This window comes from Pseudomonas fluorescens, from assembly GCF_005938625.1.
GTDB classification, from domain to species: domain Bacteria; phylum Pseudomonadota; class Gammaproteobacteria; order Pseudomonadales; family Pseudomonadaceae; genus Aquipseudomonas; species Aquipseudomonas fluorescens_BD.
In genome coordinates, this window is the sequence record NZ_VCNJ01000044.1 from 1 (window position 1) to 19,557 (window position 19,557).

A 19,557-nucleotide genomic window follows, 5' to 3' on the forward strand; every position below is an offset into this window, starting at 1 on the left:
GGGCGACGTCGGAAGGCTGAGTGGAGGGATTGATCCGGGGGTGGGAGCGCAGCGACCGTTTGGCGCAGCCAAACACAGCGAGAGGAGGTGCAGCGAAGCAAACCGTAGGCGCTGCGCCCGGATCGATCCCGGAGCGAAGGAACCCCGAGCGTTAGCGAGCGGGCCGCACGTAGGAGCAAGCCTTTTGGGTTACCTTTTCGGCGTTTGGAAAAGGTGACCCGCCGTAAGGGCGGAACCCTAAGTGGCCGTTACCGCAGCAATGGATATGTACCCAAAAAATATGTCGTTGCTGAAATCGATCCCCCTCACCCCAGCCCTCTCCCCCAAGGGGGCGAGGGGGAAGGGAGCCGATCTTCATGCAGTTCAAAATCTCAGCCCGGCTCGGTCAGTTGCTGAGAAACTCGGCTACTTTCTGCGCGGCGCTGGCCAAATGCTGCTCATGGGTAAAACCTGAAGCCTTGAGCGGTTTCAAATCATGATCCCCGGCCACCAGCCAAAAAACCTTGATACTCGGCGATACCGTATACGCCTCAACCGCCTCCCGATTGCCCAGCGCATCCCGCTCGCCCTGCACAATCAACGTCCGTGTCTTCAAACCAGCCAAATGCTCAACCCGAGGCTTCTCCGGCTTCCCCACCGCATAAAACGGATAACCCAAACACACCAACGCATCGGCACCCAATTCGTCAGCCAAAAGACTAGCCATCCGCCCGCCCATCGACTTCCCGCCAACGGCCAAAACCCCAGTGACATGACGCCGCACCTCGGCATACACCTCACGCCAACATTCCTGCAGTTTCGCAGCAGGATTCGGCGGCCGTTTAACCCCATCCACCCGCCGCTGCGCCATATACGCAAACTCAAACCGCAACACGTTCACACCCAGTGCAGCAAGGCGCCGAGCCATATCGTTCATCCAGTCACTGTCCATCGGCGCACCAGCACCGTGGGCAAGGATCAACGTCGCGGAAGTCTCACCACTGGCGGCATCCCAAAGCCACCCATGATCACGCACGCACTGCGCCCATTGATCCCCGTCAATACTGGCCTTGTGCTGTTTGTCCATGCTTGCCTCGCTTTTAGTCTGCCTATAACTCCAGACGAAGGATTCGCCGCGTGTTTTGCGCGCGCTCACTTCGGCTGAACCGTGGATGGGGAACCATGAACACTTCTATCAGTACCGCCTACAACTACAAGGTGGTCCGCCAATTCGCCATTATGACGGTGGTGTGGGGCATCGTCGGCATGGGGCTCGGGGTTTTTCTCGCGGCCCAATTGGTCTGGCCCGAACTCAACTTCAATTTGCCCTGGACCAGTTTCGGCCGTCTGCGCCCGCTGCACACCAACGCGGTGATCTTCGCGTTCGGTGGCTGCGCGCTGTTCGCCAGTTCGTTCTACTCGGTGCAACGCACCTGCCAGACTCAGCTGTTTGCGCCGAAAATCGCCGCGTTCTGCTTCTGGGGCTGGCAACTGGTGATCCTGTTGGCGGCGATCAGCCTGCCACTGGGTTACACCAGTTCCAAGGAATACGCTGAGCTGGAGTGGCCGATCGACATCCTGATCACCATCGTCTGGGTCGCTTACGCCATCGTGTTCTTCGGCACCATCATGCAGCGCAAGACCAAGCACATTTATGTGGGCAACTGGTTCTTCGGCGCGTTCATCATCACCGTGGCGATTCTGCACATCGTCAACAACCTTGAGTTGCCGGTGAGTTTCACCAAGTCCTACTCGGTGTACGCCGGTGCAACCGACGCGATGGTGCAATGGTGGTACGGCCACAACGCCGTAGGCTTTTTCCTCACCGCCGGTTTCCTCGGGATGATGTACTACTTCGTGCCGAAACAGGCCGAGCGTCCGGTGTACTCATATCGCCTGTCGATCGTGCACTTCTGGGCCCTGATCACCCTATACATCTGGGCCGGCCCGCACCACTTGCACTACACCGCGCTGCCGGACTGGGCGCAGTCGCTGGGCATGGTGATGTCGCTGATTCTGCTGGCACCGAGCTGGGGCGGCATGATCAACGGCATGATGACCCTCTCGGGCGCCTGGCATAAGTTGCGCAGCGACCCGATCCTGCGCTTCCTCGTGGTGTCGCTGGCGTTCTACGGCATGTCGACCTTCGAAGGTCCGATGATGGCGATCAAGACCGTCAACGCCCTCTCCCACTACACCGACTGGACCATCGGCCACGTACACGCCGGCGCCCTCGGCTGGGTGGCGATGATTTCCATCGGCGCGCTGTACCACATGATCCCGAAAATCTTCGGCAAGGCGCAGATGCACAGCGTCGGCCTGATCAACGCGCACTTCTGGCTCGCGACCATCGGCACCGTGCTCTACATCGCTTCGATGTGGGTCAACGGCATCGCCCAAGGCCTGATGTGGCGCGCGGTGAACGAGGACGGCACGCTGACCTACTCCTTCGTCGAAACCCTGGTGGCCAGCCACCCAGGCTTCGTCGTGCGGCTGATTGGTGGGGCGATCTTCCTCAGCGGCATGTTCCTGATGGCTTACAACACCTGGCGCACCGTGCGGGCCTCGCAGCCTGCTGACGTCGTCGCTGCCGCGCAGATGGCCTGAGGAGTCCGCCATGAAACACGAAACGATTGAAAAGAACGTCGGCCTGTTGATGTTGCTCATGGTGTTCGCCGTGAGCATCGGCGGCCTGACCCAGATCGTCCCGCTGTTCTTCCAGGACGTCACCAACAAACCGGTGGAAGGCATGAAGCCCTACACCGCGCTGCAACTGGAAGGCCGCGACATCTATATCCGCGAAGGCTGCGTAGGTTGCCACTCGCAGATGATCCGTCCGTTCCGCGCCGAAACCGAGCGCTACGGGCACTACTCGGTAGCGGGCGAAAGCGTTTGGGATCACCCGTTTCTCTGGGGCTCGAAACGTACCGGGCCGGATCTGGCCCGGGTCGGCGCGCGCTACTCGGATGACTGGCACCGCGCGCACTTGTACAACCCGCGCAACGTCGTACCGGAATCGAAAATGCCGGCCTACCCGTGGCTGGTCACACAAGCGGTCGACAGCAGCCACACCGAAACCAAGCTCAAGACCATGCGCATCCTCGGCGTGCCGTACACCGACGACGACATCAGCGGCGCGGTGGCCAGCCTCAAAGGCAAGACCGAAATGGACGCCCTCGTTTCTTACCTGCAAGTGCTCGGCACTGCGATCAAGAGCAAGAGGTGAGCACGATGATCATTGAAATGAGTGCAGGCCTGATTCGTGGCCTCGGAACGGTCGTGGTGTTCGTCGCCTTCGTCGGTTTGACACTTTGGGTGTTCAACCGCAAGCGCACCCCGGAGTTTGCCGAAGCACGTCTGCTGCCGTTCGCCGATGAACCGCAAGCCGACATTACCCCAGCATCTGAAACAAGGAGTACCCGGCCATGACCACCTTCTGGAGTACGTGGATCTGCGTACTGACCATCGGCAGCCTGATCGGCCTGACGTGGCTGCTGATCGGCACGCGCCGGGGCGAAACCAAGGGCAGCGTCGACCAGACCATGGGCCACAGCTTCGACGGCATCGAGGAATACGACAACCCGCTGCCGCAGTGGTGGTTCATGCTCTTCGCCGGCACGCTGGTGTTTTCCGTGGGCTATCTGATCCTCTATCCGGGCCTGGGCAACTGGAAAGGCATCTTGCCGGGATACGAGGATGGCTGGACCGGTGTGCACGAGTGGGAAAAGGAAATGAACAAGGCTGATGCCAGGTTCGGCCCGATCTTCGCCAAGTTCGCCGCGATGCCGGTGGAAGAAGTGGCGAAGGATCCGCAGGCGCTGAAAATGGGTGGCCGCTTGTTCGCCTCCAACTGCTCGGTGTGCCACGGCTCGGACGCCAAAGGCGCGTTCGGTTTCCCTAACCTCGCCGACAGCGACTGGCGCTGGGGCGGCGACGCCGACACCATCAAGACCACCATCATGGGTGGCCGGATGGCGGCGATGCCGGCCTGGGGCGAAGTGTTGGGCGAGGCCGGAGTGAAGAACGTGGCCGCTTATGTGCGTCATGAACTGGCCGGCCTGCCATTGCCCGCCGACAACAAGGCTGACCTGCAAGCCGGACAGCAGGCGTTCAGCACCACGTGCGTAGCCTGTCATGGGGCAACCGGCCACGGCACTGAAGCCATGGGTGCGCCGAATCTGACGCACCCGGCCGGGTTTATCTATGGCACCAGCCTGAACCAACTTGAACAGACCATTCGCCATGGTCGTCAGGGTCATATGCCGGCGCAGAACGAGCTGTTGGGTAACGATAAAGTGCAATTGCTCGCCGCTTATGTATACAACCTTTCAAAAAATCGCGAGCAATTGAGCGACAAGTTTCAAGCTGATAGCTCCAAATAAAATCAACAGCACTGTATACAATACTGCAGGCGACTTGAATCATCTTGTCGCTTGCAGCTTTCAACTCGCAGCTGCTTCCTTTTGTCGCACCCCTTAACACCCTCACCTTTCGGTTCCCCGGATTCGGGTCTACGCTTGCTCGATGCGGACTGGCTTGTGCCGGTTCCAGGTCAACGCTGACTGCTGTGTTCCGCGAACCGGCTGACTGATGTGGCCGCAAACGCCGGTAGATACCGGCTGTCGTGCCATTCACCGTCCGTCACCCGAACCGAGCGTTTGAACACACCCCGTTACAAGCGACCTGAACCCCTCGCTTTTTTCGTCCGCTGCGACATTTTGTCCGAGGCCGATTTTGTCCTTACGCGGCGCATGGAAAGGCCGCAGAATCAGCGTTGGAAAGCATTGACCCAGGTCATGGCGCGTTGCAATGACCCCCTGCTCTCTGCATACTTGCGGCCGATTTTAATCCTAATAAAACACCCAAACCGTGGAACCTTAGAATGAGCACAGCAATCAGTCCGACTGCTTATAACTATAAGGTAGTCCGCCAGTTCGCCATCATGACGGTGGTCTGGGGGATCCTTGGCATGGGGCTCGGTGTCTTCATCGCCTCGCAACTGGTCTGGCCGGAATTGAACTTCGGTCTGCCGTGGACGAGCTTTGGACGCTTGCGCCCGTTGCACACAAACCTGGTGATTTTCGCCTTCGGTGGTTGTGCACTATTTGCCACTTCCTACTATGTCGTGCAGCGAACCTGCCAGACGCGACTGATCTCCGACAGCCTCGCGGCCTTCACCTTCTGGGGCTGGCAAGCGGTGATCGTCGGCGCAATCATTACCTTGCCGCTGGGTTACACCACCACCAAGGAATACGCGGAACTGGAATGGCCGATCGCCATTTTGCTGGCCATTGTCTGGGTCACCTACGGCCTGGTGTTCTTCGGCACCATCACCAAGCGCAAAACCAAGCACATCTACGTGGGTAACTGGTTCTACGGTGCGTTCATCGTCGTCACGGCGATGTTGCACATCGTCAACCACGCTTCCCTGCCGGTGAACCTGTTCAAGTCCTACTCCGCCTATTCGGGCGCGACCGATGCGATGATTCAGTGGTGGTACGGCCACAACGCGGTGGGCTTCTTCCTGACCACTGGTTTCCTCGGGATGATGTACTACTTCGTGCCGAAACAGGCCGAGCGTCCGATCTACTCCTATCGCCTGTCGATCGTGCACTTCTGGGCTCTGATCACCCTGTACATCTGGGCCGGCCCGCACCACCTGCACTACACCGCACTGCCGGATTGGGCACAATCTTTGGGCATGGCGATGTCGATCATTCTGCTGGCGCCAAGCTGGGGCGGCATGATCAACGGCATGATGACCCTGTCGGGCGCCTGGCATAAGCTGCGCACCGACCCGATCCTGCGTTTCCTCGTGGTATCGCTGGCGTTCTACGGCATGTCGACCTTCGAAGGACCGATGATGGCGATCAAGACCGTCAACTCGCTCTCGCACTACACCGACTGGACCATCGGCCACGTACACGCCGGCGCTCTCGGCTGGGTAGCGATGATCTCGATCGGCGCGATCTACCATATGATTCCGCGCCTGTTCGGTCGTGCGCAGATGCACAGCGTCGGCCTGATCAACGCGCACTTCTGGCTCGCGACCATCGGCACCGTGCTGTACATCGCGTCGATGTGGGTCAACGGCATCACTCAGGGCCTGATGTGGCGTGCAATCAACGACGACGGCACCCTCACCTACTCGTTCGTTGAAGCGCTGCAAGCCAGCCACCCGGGCTACATCGTCCGTGCGCTGGGCGGTGCATTCTTCGCCAGCGGCATGTTCCTGATGGCTTACAACGTCTGGCGCACCGTGCGCGCCTCGAACCCGGCTGAAGCCGAAGCCGCTGCCCAGATCGCTGTCGTTGGAGCTCACTGATGAAGCATGAAGCTGTCGAGAAGAATATTGGCCTGCTGGCCTTCTTCATGGTCATCGCCGTCAGCGTTGGCGGCTTGACCCAAATCGTTCCGCTGTTTTTCCAGGACGTCACCAACAAGCCGGTCGAAGGCATGAAGCCGCGTTCGGCGCTGGAACTGGAAGGCCGCGACGTTTACATCGCCAACGGTTGTGTCGGCTGCCACTCGCAGATGATCCGTCCGTTCCGCGCCGAAACCGAACGCTACGGCCACTACTCGGTTGCTGGTGAAAGCGTCTGGGACCACCCGTTCCTGTGGGGTTCCAAGCGTACCGGTCCGGACCTGGCCCGTGTCGGCGGTCGTTACTCCGATGACTGGCAACGTGCGCACTTGTACAACCCGCGCAACGTGGTGCCTGAGTCGAAAATGCCGGCTTACCCGTTCCTCGTGGAAAACAAGCTCGACGGCAAGGAAACCGCCAAGAAAATGGAGGTTTTGCGCACCCTCGGCGTCCCTTACACCGACGAAGACATCGCCGGTGCTCAGGATGCCGTGAAGGGCAAGACCGAAATGGACGCGCTGGTGGCCTATCTGCAAGGCCTGGGCACCATCATCAAAAGCAAACGGTGAATTAGATGGATATCGGGATGATTCGTGGCCTGGGCACCGTTGTCGTGATGGTGGCCTTCATCGGTCTGGCGTTGTGGGTGTTCAGCCCCAAGCGCAAGTCGGAGTTTGAAGACGCGACCTTGTTGCCTTTTGCGGATGATCCCGAAGCCATCAAGCACGTCGAGCAAGCTTCTAGGAGTAACAAAGAATGACTACATTCTGGAGTCTGTACGTCACAGTCCTCAGTCTCGGTACGATCTTTTCCCTGACCTGGCTGCTGCTGTCGACCCGCAAGGGCCAGCGCAGCGAACAGACGGACGAGACGGTCGGGCACTCCTTCGACGGGATCGAGGAGTACGACAACCCACTGCCGAAATGGTGGTTCATGCTGTTTGTCGGCACTATCGTTTTCGCCTTGGGTTACCTCGTGCTGTACCCGGGTCTGGGTAACTGGAAAGGCCTGCTGCCGGGCTACAACTATCTCGATAACGACAAGCAGACCGCGTTCGCCAACGGCCAGACCGGCTGGACCGGCGTGCACGAGTGGGAAAAGGAAATGGCCCGTTCGGACGCCAAATTCGGTCCGATCTTCGCCAAGTTCGCTGCCATGCCAATCGAGGAAGTCGCCAAGGATCCGCAAGCACTGAAAATGGGTGGCCGTCTGTTCGCCTCCAACTGCTCGGTGTGTCACGGTTCCGACGCCAAGGGCGCTTACGGCTTTCCTAACCTGACCGACGCCGACTGGCGCTGGGGCGGCGAGCCGGAAACCATCAAGACCACCATCATGGGCGGTCGTCACGCGGTGATGCCGGCCTGGGCTGAAGTGATTGGTGAGCAAGGCGTTGCCGACGTCGCGGCATTCGTCGTGACCAACCTCGATGGCCGCAAACTGCCGGAAGGCACCAAGGCTGACCCGGCCAACGGTGGCAAACTGTTCGCCGCCAACTGCGTGGCCTGCCACGGTCCGGCCGGCAAAGGCACCCCCGCCATGGGCGCGCCTGACCTGACCCACCCGGGTGCTTTCATCTACGGTTCGAGCTTTGCGCAACTGCAGCAGACCATCCGTTACGGCCGTCAGGGCCAGATGCCGGCGCAGGAACAACTGCAAGGCAACGACAAGGTTCACCTGCTGGCGGCGTATGTTTACAGCCTGTCCCACGGTGAAAAAGCACCGGAAGCGAACGCCGAATAAGGCCAACGCTTGAAACAAAAAAAGGCCCCGCCAACGTTGATTGGCGGGGCCTTTTTTCATGCTGGCATTCATGCCTTGAAACGTCGCCCGATCTCCTGCGCCCCTGCCCTTTGGCAGGAGCGCTTTCGCCGGTGCCGTTATTCCATGGGTTGATCAGATGAACCCCGCTGAGTTGTGAGAACCCCGGATTAGCCGCCACGCTAAAACCGTCCATACTCAACAAGTCAATTGACCTGCATCAGGCTTTGCTGCATTCGCTACACCATTCAGGTTTTTTACCCAACGCGACCAAAGGTCGCACCCTTGACCCAGAGCGACCGGCGTATCATTGCGCCACTGCGACACCCCTTTTTGACCCCGGTCGGCACGTATCGACCGAGGCATTTTTCCACTGCCGTGGGATGCAATGATGAGCAACCAGATTCCGGTACACGACGTCACACCACCGAGCAAAAACGCAAACAACAGCGTTGACCTTTACGCCTCTCGAGAAAAAATCTACACCCGCGCTTTCACCGGCCTGTTCCGCAATCTGCGGATGATGGGCGGCGCCGCCTTGTTCCTGCTGTATTTCGGCACGGTGTGGCTGAACTGGGGCGGCCATCAGGCCGTGTGGTGGAACCTGCCCGAGCGCAAGTTCTTCATCTTTGGCGCGACCTTCTGGCCGCAGGATTTCATCCTGCTGTCGGGCCTGTTGATCATTGCCGCGTTCGGCCTGTTCTTTATCACCGTGTATGCCGGGCGCGTCTGGTGCGGTTACACCTGTCCGCAAAGTGTGTGGACGTGGATTTTCATGTGGTGCGAGAAGGTCACTGAAGGCGACCGCAACCAGCGCATCAAGCTCGACAAGGCGCCGATGAGTGCCAACAAATTCCTGCGCAAAGCCGCCAAACACTCGATGTGGCTGTTGATCGGTTTTGTCACCGGCATGACCTTCGTCGGTTATTTCTCGCCGATCCGCGAACTGGTCTTCGAGTTCTTCACCGGCCAGGCGGATGGCTGGTCGTATTTCTGGGTCGGTTTCTTCACCCTCGCCACCTACGGCAACGCCGGTTGGCTGCGCGAGCAGGTGTGCATCTACATGTGTCCGTATGCGCGCTTCCAGAGCGTGATGTTCGACAAGGACACGCTGATCGTCTCTTACGACCCGCGTCGCGGCGAAAGCCGTGGCCCGCGCAAGAAAGGTATTGACTACAAAGCCCAGGGCCTGGGCGATTGCATCGATTGCACGATGTGCGTGCAGGTCTGCCCGACCGGCATCGACATCCGTGACGGCCTGCAAATCGAGTGCATCGGCTGCGCGGCGTGCATCGATGCCTGCGACAGCATCATGGACAAGATGGATTACCCGCGGGGCCTGATCAGCTACACCACCGAACACAACCTGTCCGGGCAGAAAACCCATAAACTGCGGCCACGCCTGATCGGCTATGCCGTGGTGTTGCTGGCGATGATCAGCCTGTTGGTCACCGCGTTCTTCATGCGCTCGCTGGTCGGTTTTGACGTCAGCAAGGACCGCGTGCTGTACCGCGAAAACGCTGAAGGCCGGATCGAAAACGTCTACAGCCTGAAGATCATGAACAAGGACCAGCGCGATCACACTTACGTGCTGGAAGCCGCCGGTTTGCCGGATCTGCGCCTGCAAGGCAAGCGTGAGATCAAGGTCGCGGCTGGCGACATCGTCAGCATGCCGGTCGAGTTGTCGAGCGCACCGGAACAACTGCCATCGAGCACCAACGAGGTGAAATTCCTCCTCAGGGACGCCGATGACGACAGCGTCCACGTTGAAGCCAAGAGCCGATTCATCGGCCCACAAATCCGTTGAGAGAACTGAACATGCCCGCAGCAAACGCCGCAAGTCCCTGGTACAAGCACCTTTGGCCATGGATCATCATCGGGATTCTGGCCTGTTCGGTGACCCTGACGCTGTCGATGGTGACCATTGCGGTGAACAACCCGGACAACCTGGTCAACGACAACTACTACGAGGCCGGCAAAGGCATCAACCGTTCGCTGGACCGTGAATTGTTGGCGCAGAATCTGAAGATGCGCGCGGCTGTGCATCTGGATGACGTGACCGGTGAAGTCGATTTGCGCCTGAGCGGTGACAGCCAGCCGAAGACGCTGGAATTGAACCTGATTTCGCCGACGCAGCCGGAGAAGGATCGCAAGATCGTTCTGACACGCAGCGAGACTGAAATCGGCCGTTATATCGGTCAGTTGGGCGACAAGGTCGAAGGTCGTCGGTTTGTCGAATTGCTCGGCAGTCAGGATGATCACGTCTGGCGCATGTTCGAAGAAGAGCTGGTGAGCCATGACAAGGATCTGCTGCTCGGTGATGAGCCGCTGCAAGGTGCCGAAGACCTGAAGAAATAAGCCTTACTCTGATCGTTCCCACGCTCTGCGTGGGCACGCAGCCAGGGACGCTCCGCGTCCCAGCCGAAGCGGACGCGGAGCGTCCGGAGAGGCATTCCCACGCGGAGCGTGGGAACGATATCGGAACGCCTCATGACCAGCCCACTCCCCTGCTACCACTGCGCCCTGCCTGTTCCGTCCGGCAGCCGCTTCACCGCTGTCGTACTCGGGCAGTCCCGCGAATTCTGCTGCCCGGGCTGTCAGGCCGTGGCTGAAGCCATCGTCGCCGGCGGTCTGGAAAGCTATTACCAACACCGCAGCGAAGCTTCCGCCAACCCCGAAGCATTGCCGGTGCAACTGACCGACGAACTGGCGCTGTACGACCGCGCCGATGTGCAGCAACCCTTTGTCCGCCACGAAGGCGAGCTGGCCGAAACCACCCTGCTGATGGAAGGCATCAGTTGCGCCGCCTGCGGCTGGCTGATCGAAAAGCACCTGCGCACGCTGCCCGCCGTGGCCGAAGCACGCTTGAATCTGTCCAACCATCGCCTGCACGTGCGCTGGGCCGACGCGCAATTGCCGCTCAGCCAGATCCTCGCCGAACTGCGCCACATCGGTTACGCCGCCCACCCGTATCAGGCCGACCGTGCCAGCGAACAACTGGCCAGCGAAAACCGCCTCGCTTTGCGCCAGCTCGGCGTCGCCGGGCTGCTGTGGTTCCAGGCGATGATGGCGACCATGGCCACCTGGCCGGAATTCAATATCGACCTCAGCCCTGAGCTGCACACCATCCTGCGCTGGGTCGCGCTGTTTCTGACTACACCGATCGTGTTCTACAGCTGCGCACCGTTTTTCAAAGGGGCGATGCGCGATCTGCGCACGCGCCACCTGACCATGGATGTTTCAGTGTCGCTGGCGATCGGCAGTGCCTACGTTGCCGGGATCTGGACCTCGATCACCGGGGTCGGCGAGTTGTATTTCGACGCAGTCGGCATGTTCGCTTTGTTTCTGCTCGCCGGTCGCTATCTGGAACGTCGTGCGCGCGAGCGCACCGCCGCCGCGACGGCACAACTTGTGAATCTATTGCCTGCCTCGTGTCTGCGGTTGGACAACAACGGCCAGAGCGAACGCATCCTGCTCAGCGAGCTACGCCTCGGCGAGCGGATTCTGGTGCAGGCCGGCTCGATCCTGCCGGCGGACGGCAAGATCATCGACGGCCAATCGAGCATCGACGAATCGCTGCTCACCGGCGAATACCTGCCGCAACCGCGCGTACCGGGCGACTCGGTCACCGCCGGCACACTCAACGTCGAAGGCGCGTTGACCGTGGAAGTGCAGGCGATGGGACAGGACACGCGCCTGTCGGCCATCGTTCGCCTGCTCGACCGCGCCCAGGCGGAAAAACCGCGACTGGCAGAAATCGCCGACCGTGCCGCGCAATGGTTTTTGCTGCTATCGCTGATCGCCGCAGCGGCCATCGGCCTGCTGTGGTGGGAGCTGGATTCGTCGCGGGCATTCTGGATTGTCCTCGCCATGCTTGTCGCCACCTGCCCGTGCGCCCTGTCGCTGGCGACACCGACCGCGCTCACTGCCGCCACCGGCACCCTGCACAAACTCGGTTTGCTGCTGACTCGCGGGCATGTGCTGGAAGGTTTGAATCAGATCGACACGGTGATCTTCGACAAGACCGGCACCCTCACCGAAGGCCGACTGGTGCTGCGCTCGATTCGCCCACTCGGCGCGCAGGACAGCGATCAATGCCTGAGCCTCGCCGCCGCTTTGGAAAACCGTTCGGAACACCCGATTGCCCGCGCTTTCGGGCGTGCGCCGCTGGCCGCTGAAGACGTCCACAGCACGCCGGGGCTTGGCCTCGAAGGGCTGGTGGGTGGGCAGCGCTTGCGCATTGGCCAAGCGGAATTTGTCTGCGCCCTCAGCGGCACTGCAACACCGTCAATGCCGGACGAGGCCGGCCAATGGTTGCTGCTCGGCAACACTCAAGGGCCACTGGCGTGGTTCGTCCTCGACGATCGCTTGCGTGACGACGCCCCAGCCTTGCTCGCAGCGTGCAAGGCACGCGGTTGGCGCACATTGCTGTTGTCCGGTGACAGCTCGCCGATGGTCGCCAGCGTCGCCGCCGAACTGGGTATCGACGAGGCGCGCGGTGGCCTGCGCCCGGACGACAAACTGCAAGTCCTGCAACAGCTGCACAAGGAAGGTCGCAAGGTGCTGATGCTCGGCGACGGCGTCAACGATGTGCCAGTGCTCGCGGCGGCCGACATCAGTGTCGCCATGGGTTCGGCCACCGATCTGGCGAAAACCAGCGCCGACGCCGTGCTGCTGTCCAATCGCCTCGACGCCTTGGTCCAAGCCTTCACACTGGCGCGCCGCACCCGCCGGGTAATCATCGAGAACCTGCTGTGGGCGGCGCTGTACAATGGCCTCATGTTGCCGTTCGCCGCCCTCGGCTGGATCACTCCGGTGTGGGCCGCCGTCGGCATGTCGATCAGTTCGTTGACCGTGGTGCTTAATGCCCTGCGCCTGACTCGCCTGCCGAGTCCGCCGCCCGCCAGCACCCGCTCGCAAACCCGCCCCCTGCCGGCCTGAGCCGCGCGGGCGCCTGGAGTACCGATGCCAGCTCTCTACGTGATGATTCCGGCCGCCCTGCTGATCGTGGCCATCGCCGTGTACATCTTTTTCTGGGCGGTGGACAGCGGTCAGTACGACGACCTCGACGGCCCGGCGCACAGCATCCTCTTCGACGATCAGGATCCGAACCACACCGCGGCGGTGGACGAAGCCAACTCCAACAAACCGGACGACAAGGCCCCACCCCATGCTTGAACTGGCGCCCTTGCTGGTCTCGGCATTGATCCTCGGCCTGCTCGGTGGCGGTCATTGCCTGGGCATGTGTGGCGGTTTGATGGGCGCGCTGACCCTGGCGATTCCCAAGGAACAGCGCAGCCGACGCTTTCGTTTACTGCTGGCGTACAACCTTGGGCGGATTCTCAGCTATGCCACGGCGGGATTGCTGATCGGATTGGCCGGGTGGGCGGTGGCCAACAGTCCTGCCGCGTTGTTCCTGCGCGTATTGGCCGGGTTGTTGCTGATCGCCATGGGTTTGTATCTGGCCGGCTGGTGGAGCGGGCTGACGCGCATTGAAAGCCTCGGCCGCGGTCTGTGGCGCTATATCCAGCCGGTGGCGAACCGATTGCTGCCGGTGTCGAGTCTGCCCCGTGCGCTGCTGCTTGGCGCGTTGTGGGGCTGGCTGCCGTGCGGACTGGTTTACAGCACGTTGCTGTGGTCGGCGAGTCAGGGCAATGCGCTGGACAGTGCGTTGTTGATGCTCGCGTTTGGCCTCGGCACCTGGCCGGTATTGCTCGCCACCGGCCTTGCGGCAGAACGCGTCACGGCCATTTTGCGCAAACGCAGCGTGCGCATGGCCGGTGGATTGCTGGTGATTCTGTTCGGCATCTGGACTTTGCCCGGGCCGCATCAACATTGGCTCATGGGCCATTAAGATCAAAAGATCGCAGCCTGCGGCAGCTCCTACCTTTGGAATGCGTTTCCCTGTAGGAGCTGCCGAAGGCTGCGATCTTTTGATCTTATGCTGTTGATGCAAATCAACAGCCCCATCGCCGCACCCCGATAGACTCGCTCACACTGCCAGCCTATCCGGGGGAATGCCCGCATGCTCGACGCCATTCGTTGGGACTCTGATCTGATCCGCCGCTACGACCTGGCGGGGCCGCGCTACACCTCCTATCCGACGGCCGTGCAATTTCACAGTCAGGTCGGCACCTTCGACCTGTTTCATGCCCTGCGCGACAGCCGCAAAGCCCTGCGCCCCTTGTCGCTGTATGTGCATGTGCCGTTCTGCGCGAACATTTGCTACTACTGCGCCTGCAACAAGGTCATCACCAAGGATCGCGGCCGCGCGCAGCCCTATCTGCAACGGCTGGAGCAGGAGATCCAGTTGATCGCCTGCCACCTCGACCCCGCGCAGAAAGTCGAGCAGCTGCACTTTGGCGGCGGTACACCGACCTTTCTCAGCCACGACGAACTGCGTCAGCTAATGGCGCACCTGCGCAAGCATTTCAATCTGCTGGAGGACGACTCCGGCGATTACGGTATCGAGATCGACCCGCGCGAAGCCGACTGGTCGACCATGGGCCTGCTGCGCGAACTCGGCTTCAATCGGGTCAGCATTGGCCTGCAAGACCTCGATCCGGCGGTACAGCGCGCGGTCAATCGCCTGCAGAGTCTGGAAGAAACCCGCGCGGTGATCGATGCGGCGCGCACCCTGCAGTTTCGCTCAATCAATATCGATCTGATCTACGGTTTGCCCAAGCAGACCCCGGAAAACTTCGCCCGCACCGTCGAGGAAGTGATCAGCCTGCAACCGGACCGACTCTCGGTGTTCAACTATGCGCACCTGCCGGAGCGCTTCATGCCGCAGCGGCGGATCAATAGCAATGAATTACCAGCGCCCGCGCAGAAACTGGAAATGCTCGAACGCACCATCGAACAGCTCACCGCCGCCGGCTATCGCTATATCGGCATGGATCACTTCGCGTTGCCTGACGATGAACTGGCGATTGCCCAGGAAGAGGAAACCCTGCAACGCAACTTCCAGGGTTACACCACGCACGGTCATTGCGATTTGATCGGCTTGGGCGTGTCGGCCATCAGCCAGATCGGCGACCTGTACTGTCAGAACAGCAGCGATCTCAACGAGTACCAGAACACCCTCGCCGCCGCACAACTGGCGACCAGCCGGGGCCTGGTGTGCAACGCCGATGATCGCTTGCGCCGAGCGGTGATCCAGCAACTGATCTGCAACTTCAGCCTGGAATTCGCCGAAATCGAGCAACAGTTCAACATCGACTTTCAGGGTTACTTCGGCGCGCTGTGGCCGCAACTGCAAGGCATGGCTAGCGATGGTCTGATTGAGCTTGATCGCGAACGGATTGAAGTAATGCCGGCGGGACGTCTGCTGGTGCGTTCAGTGTGCATGGTGTTCGATGCGTATCTGGAGCAGCAGAACCGCCAGCGTTTCTCGCGGGTGATTTAATTTTTCATCAGCAGCGAACCGACTTTCATATTCTGATCCGCCGTCAGGCCCGACTGCCCCACCACTTTGGACAAGGCCAGGTTGGCCGTGATCAGACCCGTATTCAACGCGGCGATGGCGCCGCGCAGAGCCGCGACCTTATTGATCTTTTCTTCGTTGGAAAGGCGCTTGTCGGCCATGACCGCTTCGATGAGCGCTTTTTTCTCGGCAATCTGTTTTTGCAACTTGCGGATCATCTTCAGCAATTGCTGGATGTTCTCTGGCAGCCCACTGTCGTCGATGTCGCTGTTTTCACCACCGACACCGGCGGATTTTTCGATCGACGCACCGGACAGCGACACTTTGACGCCCTCGACCAAGGTCGGGGTTGCCTCTTCGGTCGAGCCTGGATCGCGTGCATTGCCAGACACTGTCTTAAACGTTTCCAGCACTGCCGCAACGTCGCTGCTACCGGGGCCCAGCGTGCCAATGGCGGCCATCGAATCGTTCCTTGTATGCACTTTGATACCTGTTTATCGGCTGCTGCCCCTGTGGCTTTATGGCTGTAGGGCAAAGTCGCCCCAGACTGGCCTGAATGTCCTCCCGTGGGTTACCCTTACGGCTTATGTGTGTTTTCCCACAAGGATCTAAGAAATGTCCGAGCCAGTTAAACTGCGCGCTCACAACCAGGCCCATTGCAAGGATTGCAGCCTGGCCCCTCTCTGCCTGCCACTTTCTCTGAATCTGGAAGACATGGATGCGCTGGACGAAATCGTTAAACGCGGCCGCCCGCTGAAAAAGGGCGAGTTCCTGTTCCGTCAGGGCGACACGTTCGATTCCGTTTATGCAGTACGCTCCGGCGCTCTGAAGACCTTCAGCCTGAGCGACAGCGGCGAAGAACAGCTCACCGGTTTCCACCTGCCGAGCGAACTGGTCGGCCTGTCCGGCATGGACACCGAGAAACATCCGGTGTCGGCCCAGGCGCTGGAAACCACCTCGGTCTGCGAAATACCCTTTGAACGCCTCGATGAACTGGCCCTGCAACTGCCACAGTTGCGCCGCCAGTTGATGCGCGTGATGAGCCGCGAAATCCGCGACGACCAACAGATGATGCTGCTGCTGTCGAAGAAAACCGCTGACGAGCGCATCGCGACATTCCTGGTCAATCTGTCCGCCCGCTTCCGCGCTCGCGGCTTCTCGGCCAACCAGTTCCGCCTGGCAATGTCGCGTAACGAAATCGGTAACTACCTCGGTCTGGCCGTGGAAACCGTGTCGCGCGTGTTCACGCGCTTCCAGCAAAACGAACTGATCGCCGCCGAGGGCAAGGAGATTCACATCCTCGATCCGATCCAGCTGTGCGCGCTGGCCGGTGGCTCACTCGAAGGTTAATGTCGATCCGCGGTTGAGCGAAGCGTTTCAGCCGCGGGTATACTGCGCCGTTTGCAGCCCTGCCAGGACACCTCGACGATGGTCTTCGACTCCTTCGACATCAAATCGCTTATCCGCCCTGTGATCGACTTCCCGAAACCGGGTGTGATCTTTCGCGACATCACCCCGCTGTTCCAGTCGCCAACGGCTTTGCGCCTGGTGATGGACAGCTTCGCCCACCGCTACGTAGAAGCCGACTTCACCCACATCGGCGCGATGGATGCCCGAGGCTTCCTGATCGGTTCGGTGCTGGCTTACCAGTTGAACAAGCCGCTGGTGCTGTTCCGCAAACAAGGCAAACTGCCGGCGGACGTGCTGGCCGAAGGTTACGCGACCGAGTACGGCGAAGCGTTTCTGGAAGTGCACGCCGACAGCCTGTGCGAAGGCGATTCGGTGGTGATGTTCGATGATTTGATCGCCACGGGCGGCACGCTGATTGCCGCGGCCAACCTGATTCGCCGCATGGGCGCGCGGGTGCATGAAGCGGCAGCGATCATTGATCTGCCGGAGCTGAACGGGTCGCAGCGTCTTGAGGACATGGGTATTCCTACTTTCTGCCTGACGCAGTTTGCCCTGACTGATAAGTAAGCGGCGCCCTTCAGGCCGCCATCGCGAGCAGGCTCACTCCTACAATTTGGAATGCGTTCCACTGTAGGAGTGAGCCTGCTCGCGATGAGGCCGGTCGCCTCACCAACGAATCAAAGCCCCATCTGCTTGCTGATGATCTCGTTCATCACCTCCCGCGTCCCGCCGCCAATCGACAGGATGCGGTTATCCCGATACAACCGCTCCACCAAGCTCTCGCGCATGTAACCAAGCCCGCCAAGAATCTGCACCGCCTCGGTGGTGATCCGGTCCGAGGTGTCCGTGGCAAAGTTCTTCGCCATCGAAATCTCCTTGATCACACTCTGCCCCGCCGCCATTTTCGCCGCTTGCCGATAGGTAAATTCCCGCGACACCTCCAGCGCCGTGGCCATCTCAGCCAACCGATGTTTGATCACCTGAAACTTGCCGATCGGCTTGCCAAACGCCTCACGCTCACGCGCCCATTTCAGGCTCTGCTCCAACGCCAGTTGCGCCGTCATGTTGGCCATCAGCGCCAACGCCAGCCGTTCGCCCTGGAAGTTGCCCATGATGCAGGCGAAGCCCATGTTCTCGGCACCGATCAGGTTACCGACAGGCACGCGGCAGTCGTCGAAGAACAACTCGGCGGTGTCCGACGCCCACCAGCCCATTTTTTTCAACTGGCGGCCAACGGTGAAGCCCGGGGTGCCCTTTTCGATCAGCAACAGGCTGATGCCGCCAAACCCCGGCGCACCGGTGCGCACCGCGACGGTGTAGAAATCGGCGCGCACGCCGCTGGTGATAAAGGTTTTGCTGCCGCTTACCCGGTAGAAGTCACCGTCACGCACGGCGCGGGTTTGCAGGTTGGCGACGTCGGAACCGCCACCGGGCTCGGTAACGGCCAAGGCGCTGATTTTCTCGCCGCTGAGCACTTGCGGCACGACGCGGTCACGCACGTCAGGGCGCGCCCATTTGACGATCGGCGGCAGGCCGATATCCAGCGAGCCCAGCCCAGCCACAAGCCCGCCAGAGCCGCAGCGCATCAGCTCTTCACTGGCGGCGACCTTGGCGAACAGATCGCCTTCATGGCTGCCACCCAGCGCTTCCGGGTAACCGATACCGAGGATGCCCGCCGCGCCAGCCTTCAGGTACAGCTCGCGGGGGAAGCTTTCGGCTTCTTCCCACTGGTCGATGTCCGGCAGGATCTCCCGTTCGACGAAACGTCTGACGCTGTCGCGAACCAATTGGTGGCTGGGGTCGAAGTATTCCTGAAAGGCAGGCATGGGCGAGCTCCACGGAAAGGTTCGCCGAACTTAACCGAGCGCTTGCTTGGTTTACAAGATGCAGAAGTTCAAAAGATCGCAGCCTTCGGCAGCTCCTACATTGGAAATACGCGTTTCCCTGTAGGAGCTGCCGAAGGCTGCGATCTTTTGATTTTTATCAGAGAGAAATCGGTTTACGCCCGGCAAACGAATGCGCCAGCGTGCCGCCATCGACCAGCTCCAGCTCGCCACCCAGCGGCACGCCGTGGGCAATCCGCGAAGCGATCAGGCCTTTGTTGCTCAGCAGTTGCGCGATGTAATGCGCCGTCGCTTCACCTTCCACAGTCGGGTTGGTTGCGAGAATGACTTCGGTAAACGTCCCCGCTTCTTCGATCCGCGTCATCAACTGCGGAATGCCGATCGCCTCAGGGCCCAGGCCATCGAGCGGCGACAAATGCCCTTTGAGCACAAAATAGCGCCCACGAAAGCCGGTCTGCTCGACCGCATAGACATCCATCGGCCCTTCCACCACACACAACAACGTGTCGTCGCGGCGGGTGTCGGCGCATTGCGGGCACAGATCGTCTTCGGTCAGCGTGCGGCACTGACGGCAGTGACCGACCCCTTCCATGGCTTGGCTCAGGGCCTGGGCCAGACGCAAACCGCCACTGCGGTCACGCTCGAGCAACTGCAACGCCATGCGCTGGGCGGTTTTCTGACCCACGCCCGGCAAGGTGCGCAAGGCGTCGATCAGTTGGCGAATCAAAGGGCTGAAGCTCATGGGTAAAAAGTCCGACAAAACAACGAGACGCGGT

General features: G+C 60.5%; 20 protein-coding genes. 16 read left to right on the forward strand and 4 right to left on the reverse strand.

The genetic code is table 11. The features are described from left to right. Nucleotides 1-385: 385 nt before the first annotated feature. On the reverse strand, nucleotides 386-1,066 hold the full coding sequence (locus tag FGA82_RS24200; protein ID WP_141129080.1) for an alpha/beta family hydrolase: 681 nt from the start codon (nucleotides 1,064-1,066) through the stop codon (nucleotides 386-388). Between the two features lie 95 nt (nucleotides 1,067-1,161). Here FGA82_RS24200 and ccoN (FGA82_RS24205) point away from each other — a divergent pair, with 95 nt between their 5' ends. The 14 genes from ccoN (FGA82_RS24205) (at nucleotide 1,162) to hemN (ending at nucleotide 15,509) form a co-directional block, all read left to right on the forward strand. After that, a complete protein-coding gene (gene ccoN / locus FGA82_RS24205) occupies nucleotides 1,162-2,586 on the forward strand; it encodes a cytochrome-c oxidase, cbb3-type subunit I (RefSeq protein WP_008082029.1) in 1,425 nt (474 codons plus the stop codon). 10 nt (nucleotides 2,587-2,596) lie between these two features. After that, nucleotides 2,597-3,205, forward strand: coding sequence for a cytochrome-c oxidase, cbb3-type subunit II (ccoO, locus tag FGA82_RS24210; RefSeq protein ID WP_141129026.1), 609 nt, complete (start codon nucleotides 2,597-2,599; stop codon nucleotides 3,203-3,205). A 5-nt stretch (nucleotides 3,206-3,210) separates the two neighbouring features. Continuing rightward, complete coding sequence (locus FGA82_RS24215) at nucleotides 3,211-3,408, forward strand: cbb3-type cytochrome oxidase subunit 3 (RefSeq protein WP_141129081.1); 198 nt, start codon at nucleotides 3,211-3,213, stop codon at nucleotides 3,406-3,408. After that, the gene (gene ccoP / locus FGA82_RS24220; protein ID WP_141129027.1) at nucleotides 3,405-4,361 is read left to right on the forward strand and encodes a cytochrome-c oxidase, cbb3-type subunit III; all 957 of its coding nucleotides are present in this window, start codon (nucleotides 3,405-3,407) and stop codon (nucleotides 4,359-4,361) included. Before FGA82_RS24215 ends, ccoP (FGA82_RS24220) begins: the two co-directional genes overlap by 4 nt. A 500-nt stretch (nucleotides 4,362-4,861) precedes the next feature. Further along, a complete protein-coding gene (gene ccoN, locus FGA82_RS24225) occupies nucleotides 4,862-6,304 on the forward strand; it encodes a cytochrome-c oxidase, cbb3-type subunit I (RefSeq protein WP_064391308.1) in 1,443 nt (480 codons plus the stop codon). Next, complete coding sequence (gene ccoO, locus FGA82_RS24230; RefSeq protein ID WP_007917161.1) at nucleotides 6,304-6,912, forward strand: cytochrome-c oxidase, cbb3-type subunit II; 609 nt, start codon at nucleotides 6,304-6,306, stop codon at nucleotides 6,910-6,912. The genes ccoN (FGA82_RS24225) and ccoO (FGA82_RS24230) overlap by 1 nt, the downstream gene beginning before the upstream one ends. Before the next feature lie 5 nt (nucleotides 6,913-6,917). Further along, entirely contained in the window at nucleotides 6,918-7,103 is a 186-nt protein-coding gene (locus tag FGA82_RS24235; RefSeq protein WP_003175465.1) for a CcoQ/FixQ family Cbb3-type cytochrome c oxidase assembly chaperone, read from the forward strand. Beyond that, a complete protein-coding gene (ccoP, locus tag FGA82_RS24240) occupies nucleotides 7,100-8,083 on the forward strand; it encodes a cytochrome-c oxidase, cbb3-type subunit III (RefSeq protein WP_123463553.1) in 984 nt (327 codons plus the stop codon). Before FGA82_RS24235 ends, ccoP (FGA82_RS24240) begins: the two co-directional genes overlap by 4 nt. Before the next feature lie 409 nt (nucleotides 8,084-8,492). After that, the gene (gene ccoG / locus FGA82_RS24245) at nucleotides 8,493-9,908 is read left to right on the forward strand and encodes a cytochrome c oxidase accessory protein CcoG (protein ID WP_141129028.1); all 1,416 of its coding nucleotides are present in this window, start codon (nucleotides 8,493-8,495) and stop codon (nucleotides 9,906-9,908) included. 11 nt (nucleotides 9,909-9,919) lie between these two features. Further along, the gene (locus FGA82_RS24250; protein WP_141129029.1) at nucleotides 9,920-10,459 is read left to right on the forward strand and encodes a FixH family protein; all 540 of its coding nucleotides are present in this window, start codon (nucleotides 9,920-9,922) and stop codon (nucleotides 10,457-10,459) included. 132 nt (nucleotides 10,460-10,591) lie between these two features. Beyond that, nucleotides 10,592-13,042: a heavy metal translocating P-type ATPase gene (locus FGA82_RS24260; RefSeq protein ID WP_141129031.1), complete on the forward strand. Its 2,451-nt coding sequence runs from the start codon at nucleotides 10,592-10,594 to the stop codon at nucleotides 13,040-13,042. A gap of 24 nt (nucleotides 13,043-13,066) precedes the next feature. Continuing rightward, a complete protein-coding gene (ccoS, locus tag FGA82_RS24265; protein ID WP_007918328.1) occupies nucleotides 13,067-13,279 on the forward strand; it encodes a cbb3-type cytochrome oxidase assembly protein CcoS in 213 nt (70 codons plus the stop codon). Next, nucleotides 13,272-13,955 carry a sulfite exporter TauE/SafE family protein gene (locus tag FGA82_RS24270; protein ID WP_141129032.1) on the forward strand — a complete coding sequence of 228 codons (684 nt, stop codon included), beginning with the start codon at nucleotides 13,272-13,274 and terminating at the stop codon, nucleotides 13,953-13,955. The genes ccoS and FGA82_RS24270 overlap by 8 nt, the downstream gene beginning before the upstream one ends. 171 nt (nucleotides 13,956-14,126) lie before the next feature. Beyond that, a complete protein-coding gene (hemN, locus tag FGA82_RS24275) occupies nucleotides 14,127-15,509 on the forward strand; it encodes an oxygen-independent coproporphyrinogen III oxidase (protein ID WP_141129033.1) in 1,383 nt (460 codons plus the stop codon). On the opposite strand, the gene FGA82_RS24280 is transcribed toward hemN, so the two are convergent. Continuing rightward, nucleotides 15,506-15,988: a hypothetical protein gene (locus tag FGA82_RS24280; RefSeq protein ID WP_141129034.1), complete on the reverse strand. Its 483-nt coding sequence runs from the start codon at nucleotides 15,986-15,988 to the stop codon at nucleotides 15,506-15,508. The genes hemN and FGA82_RS24280 overlap by 4 nt on opposite strands. A gap of 154 nt (nucleotides 15,989-16,142) precedes the next feature. Here FGA82_RS24280 and fnr point away from each other — a divergent pair, with 154 nt between their 5' ends. Together fnr and FGA82_RS24290 are read left to right on the forward strand one after the other, a co-directional pair. Next, nucleotides 16,143-16,877: a fumarate/nitrate reduction transcriptional regulator Fnr gene (gene fnr / locus FGA82_RS24285; RefSeq protein ID WP_141129035.1), complete on the forward strand. Its 735-nt coding sequence runs from the start codon at nucleotides 16,143-16,145 to the stop codon at nucleotides 16,875-16,877. A gap of 78 nt (nucleotides 16,878-16,955) precedes the next feature. After that, nucleotides 16,956-17,504, forward strand: coding sequence for an adenine phosphoribosyltransferase (locus FGA82_RS24290; RefSeq protein ID WP_038365388.1), 549 nt, complete (start codon nucleotides 16,956-16,958; stop codon nucleotides 17,502-17,504). Nucleotides 17,505-17,614: 110 nt separating this feature from the next. Here FGA82_RS24290 and FGA82_RS24295 read toward each other — a convergent pair whose 3' ends face one another. Together FGA82_RS24295 and recR are read right to left on the reverse strand one after the other, a co-directional pair. After that, nucleotides 17,615-18,763 (reverse strand): acyl-CoA dehydrogenase family protein, encoded by a 1,149-nt coding sequence (locus FGA82_RS24295; protein ID WP_141129036.1) that lies wholly within the window; start codon nucleotides 18,761-18,763, stop codon nucleotides 17,615-17,617. A gap of 157 nt (nucleotides 18,764-18,920) precedes the next feature. Further along, nucleotides 18,921-19,523 carry a recombination mediator RecR gene (recR, locus tag FGA82_RS24300; protein ID WP_064116893.1) on the reverse strand — a complete coding sequence of 201 codons (603 nt, stop codon included), beginning with the start codon at nucleotides 19,521-19,523 and terminating at the stop codon, nucleotides 18,921-18,923. Nucleotides 19,524-19,557: the final 34 nt, after the last annotated feature.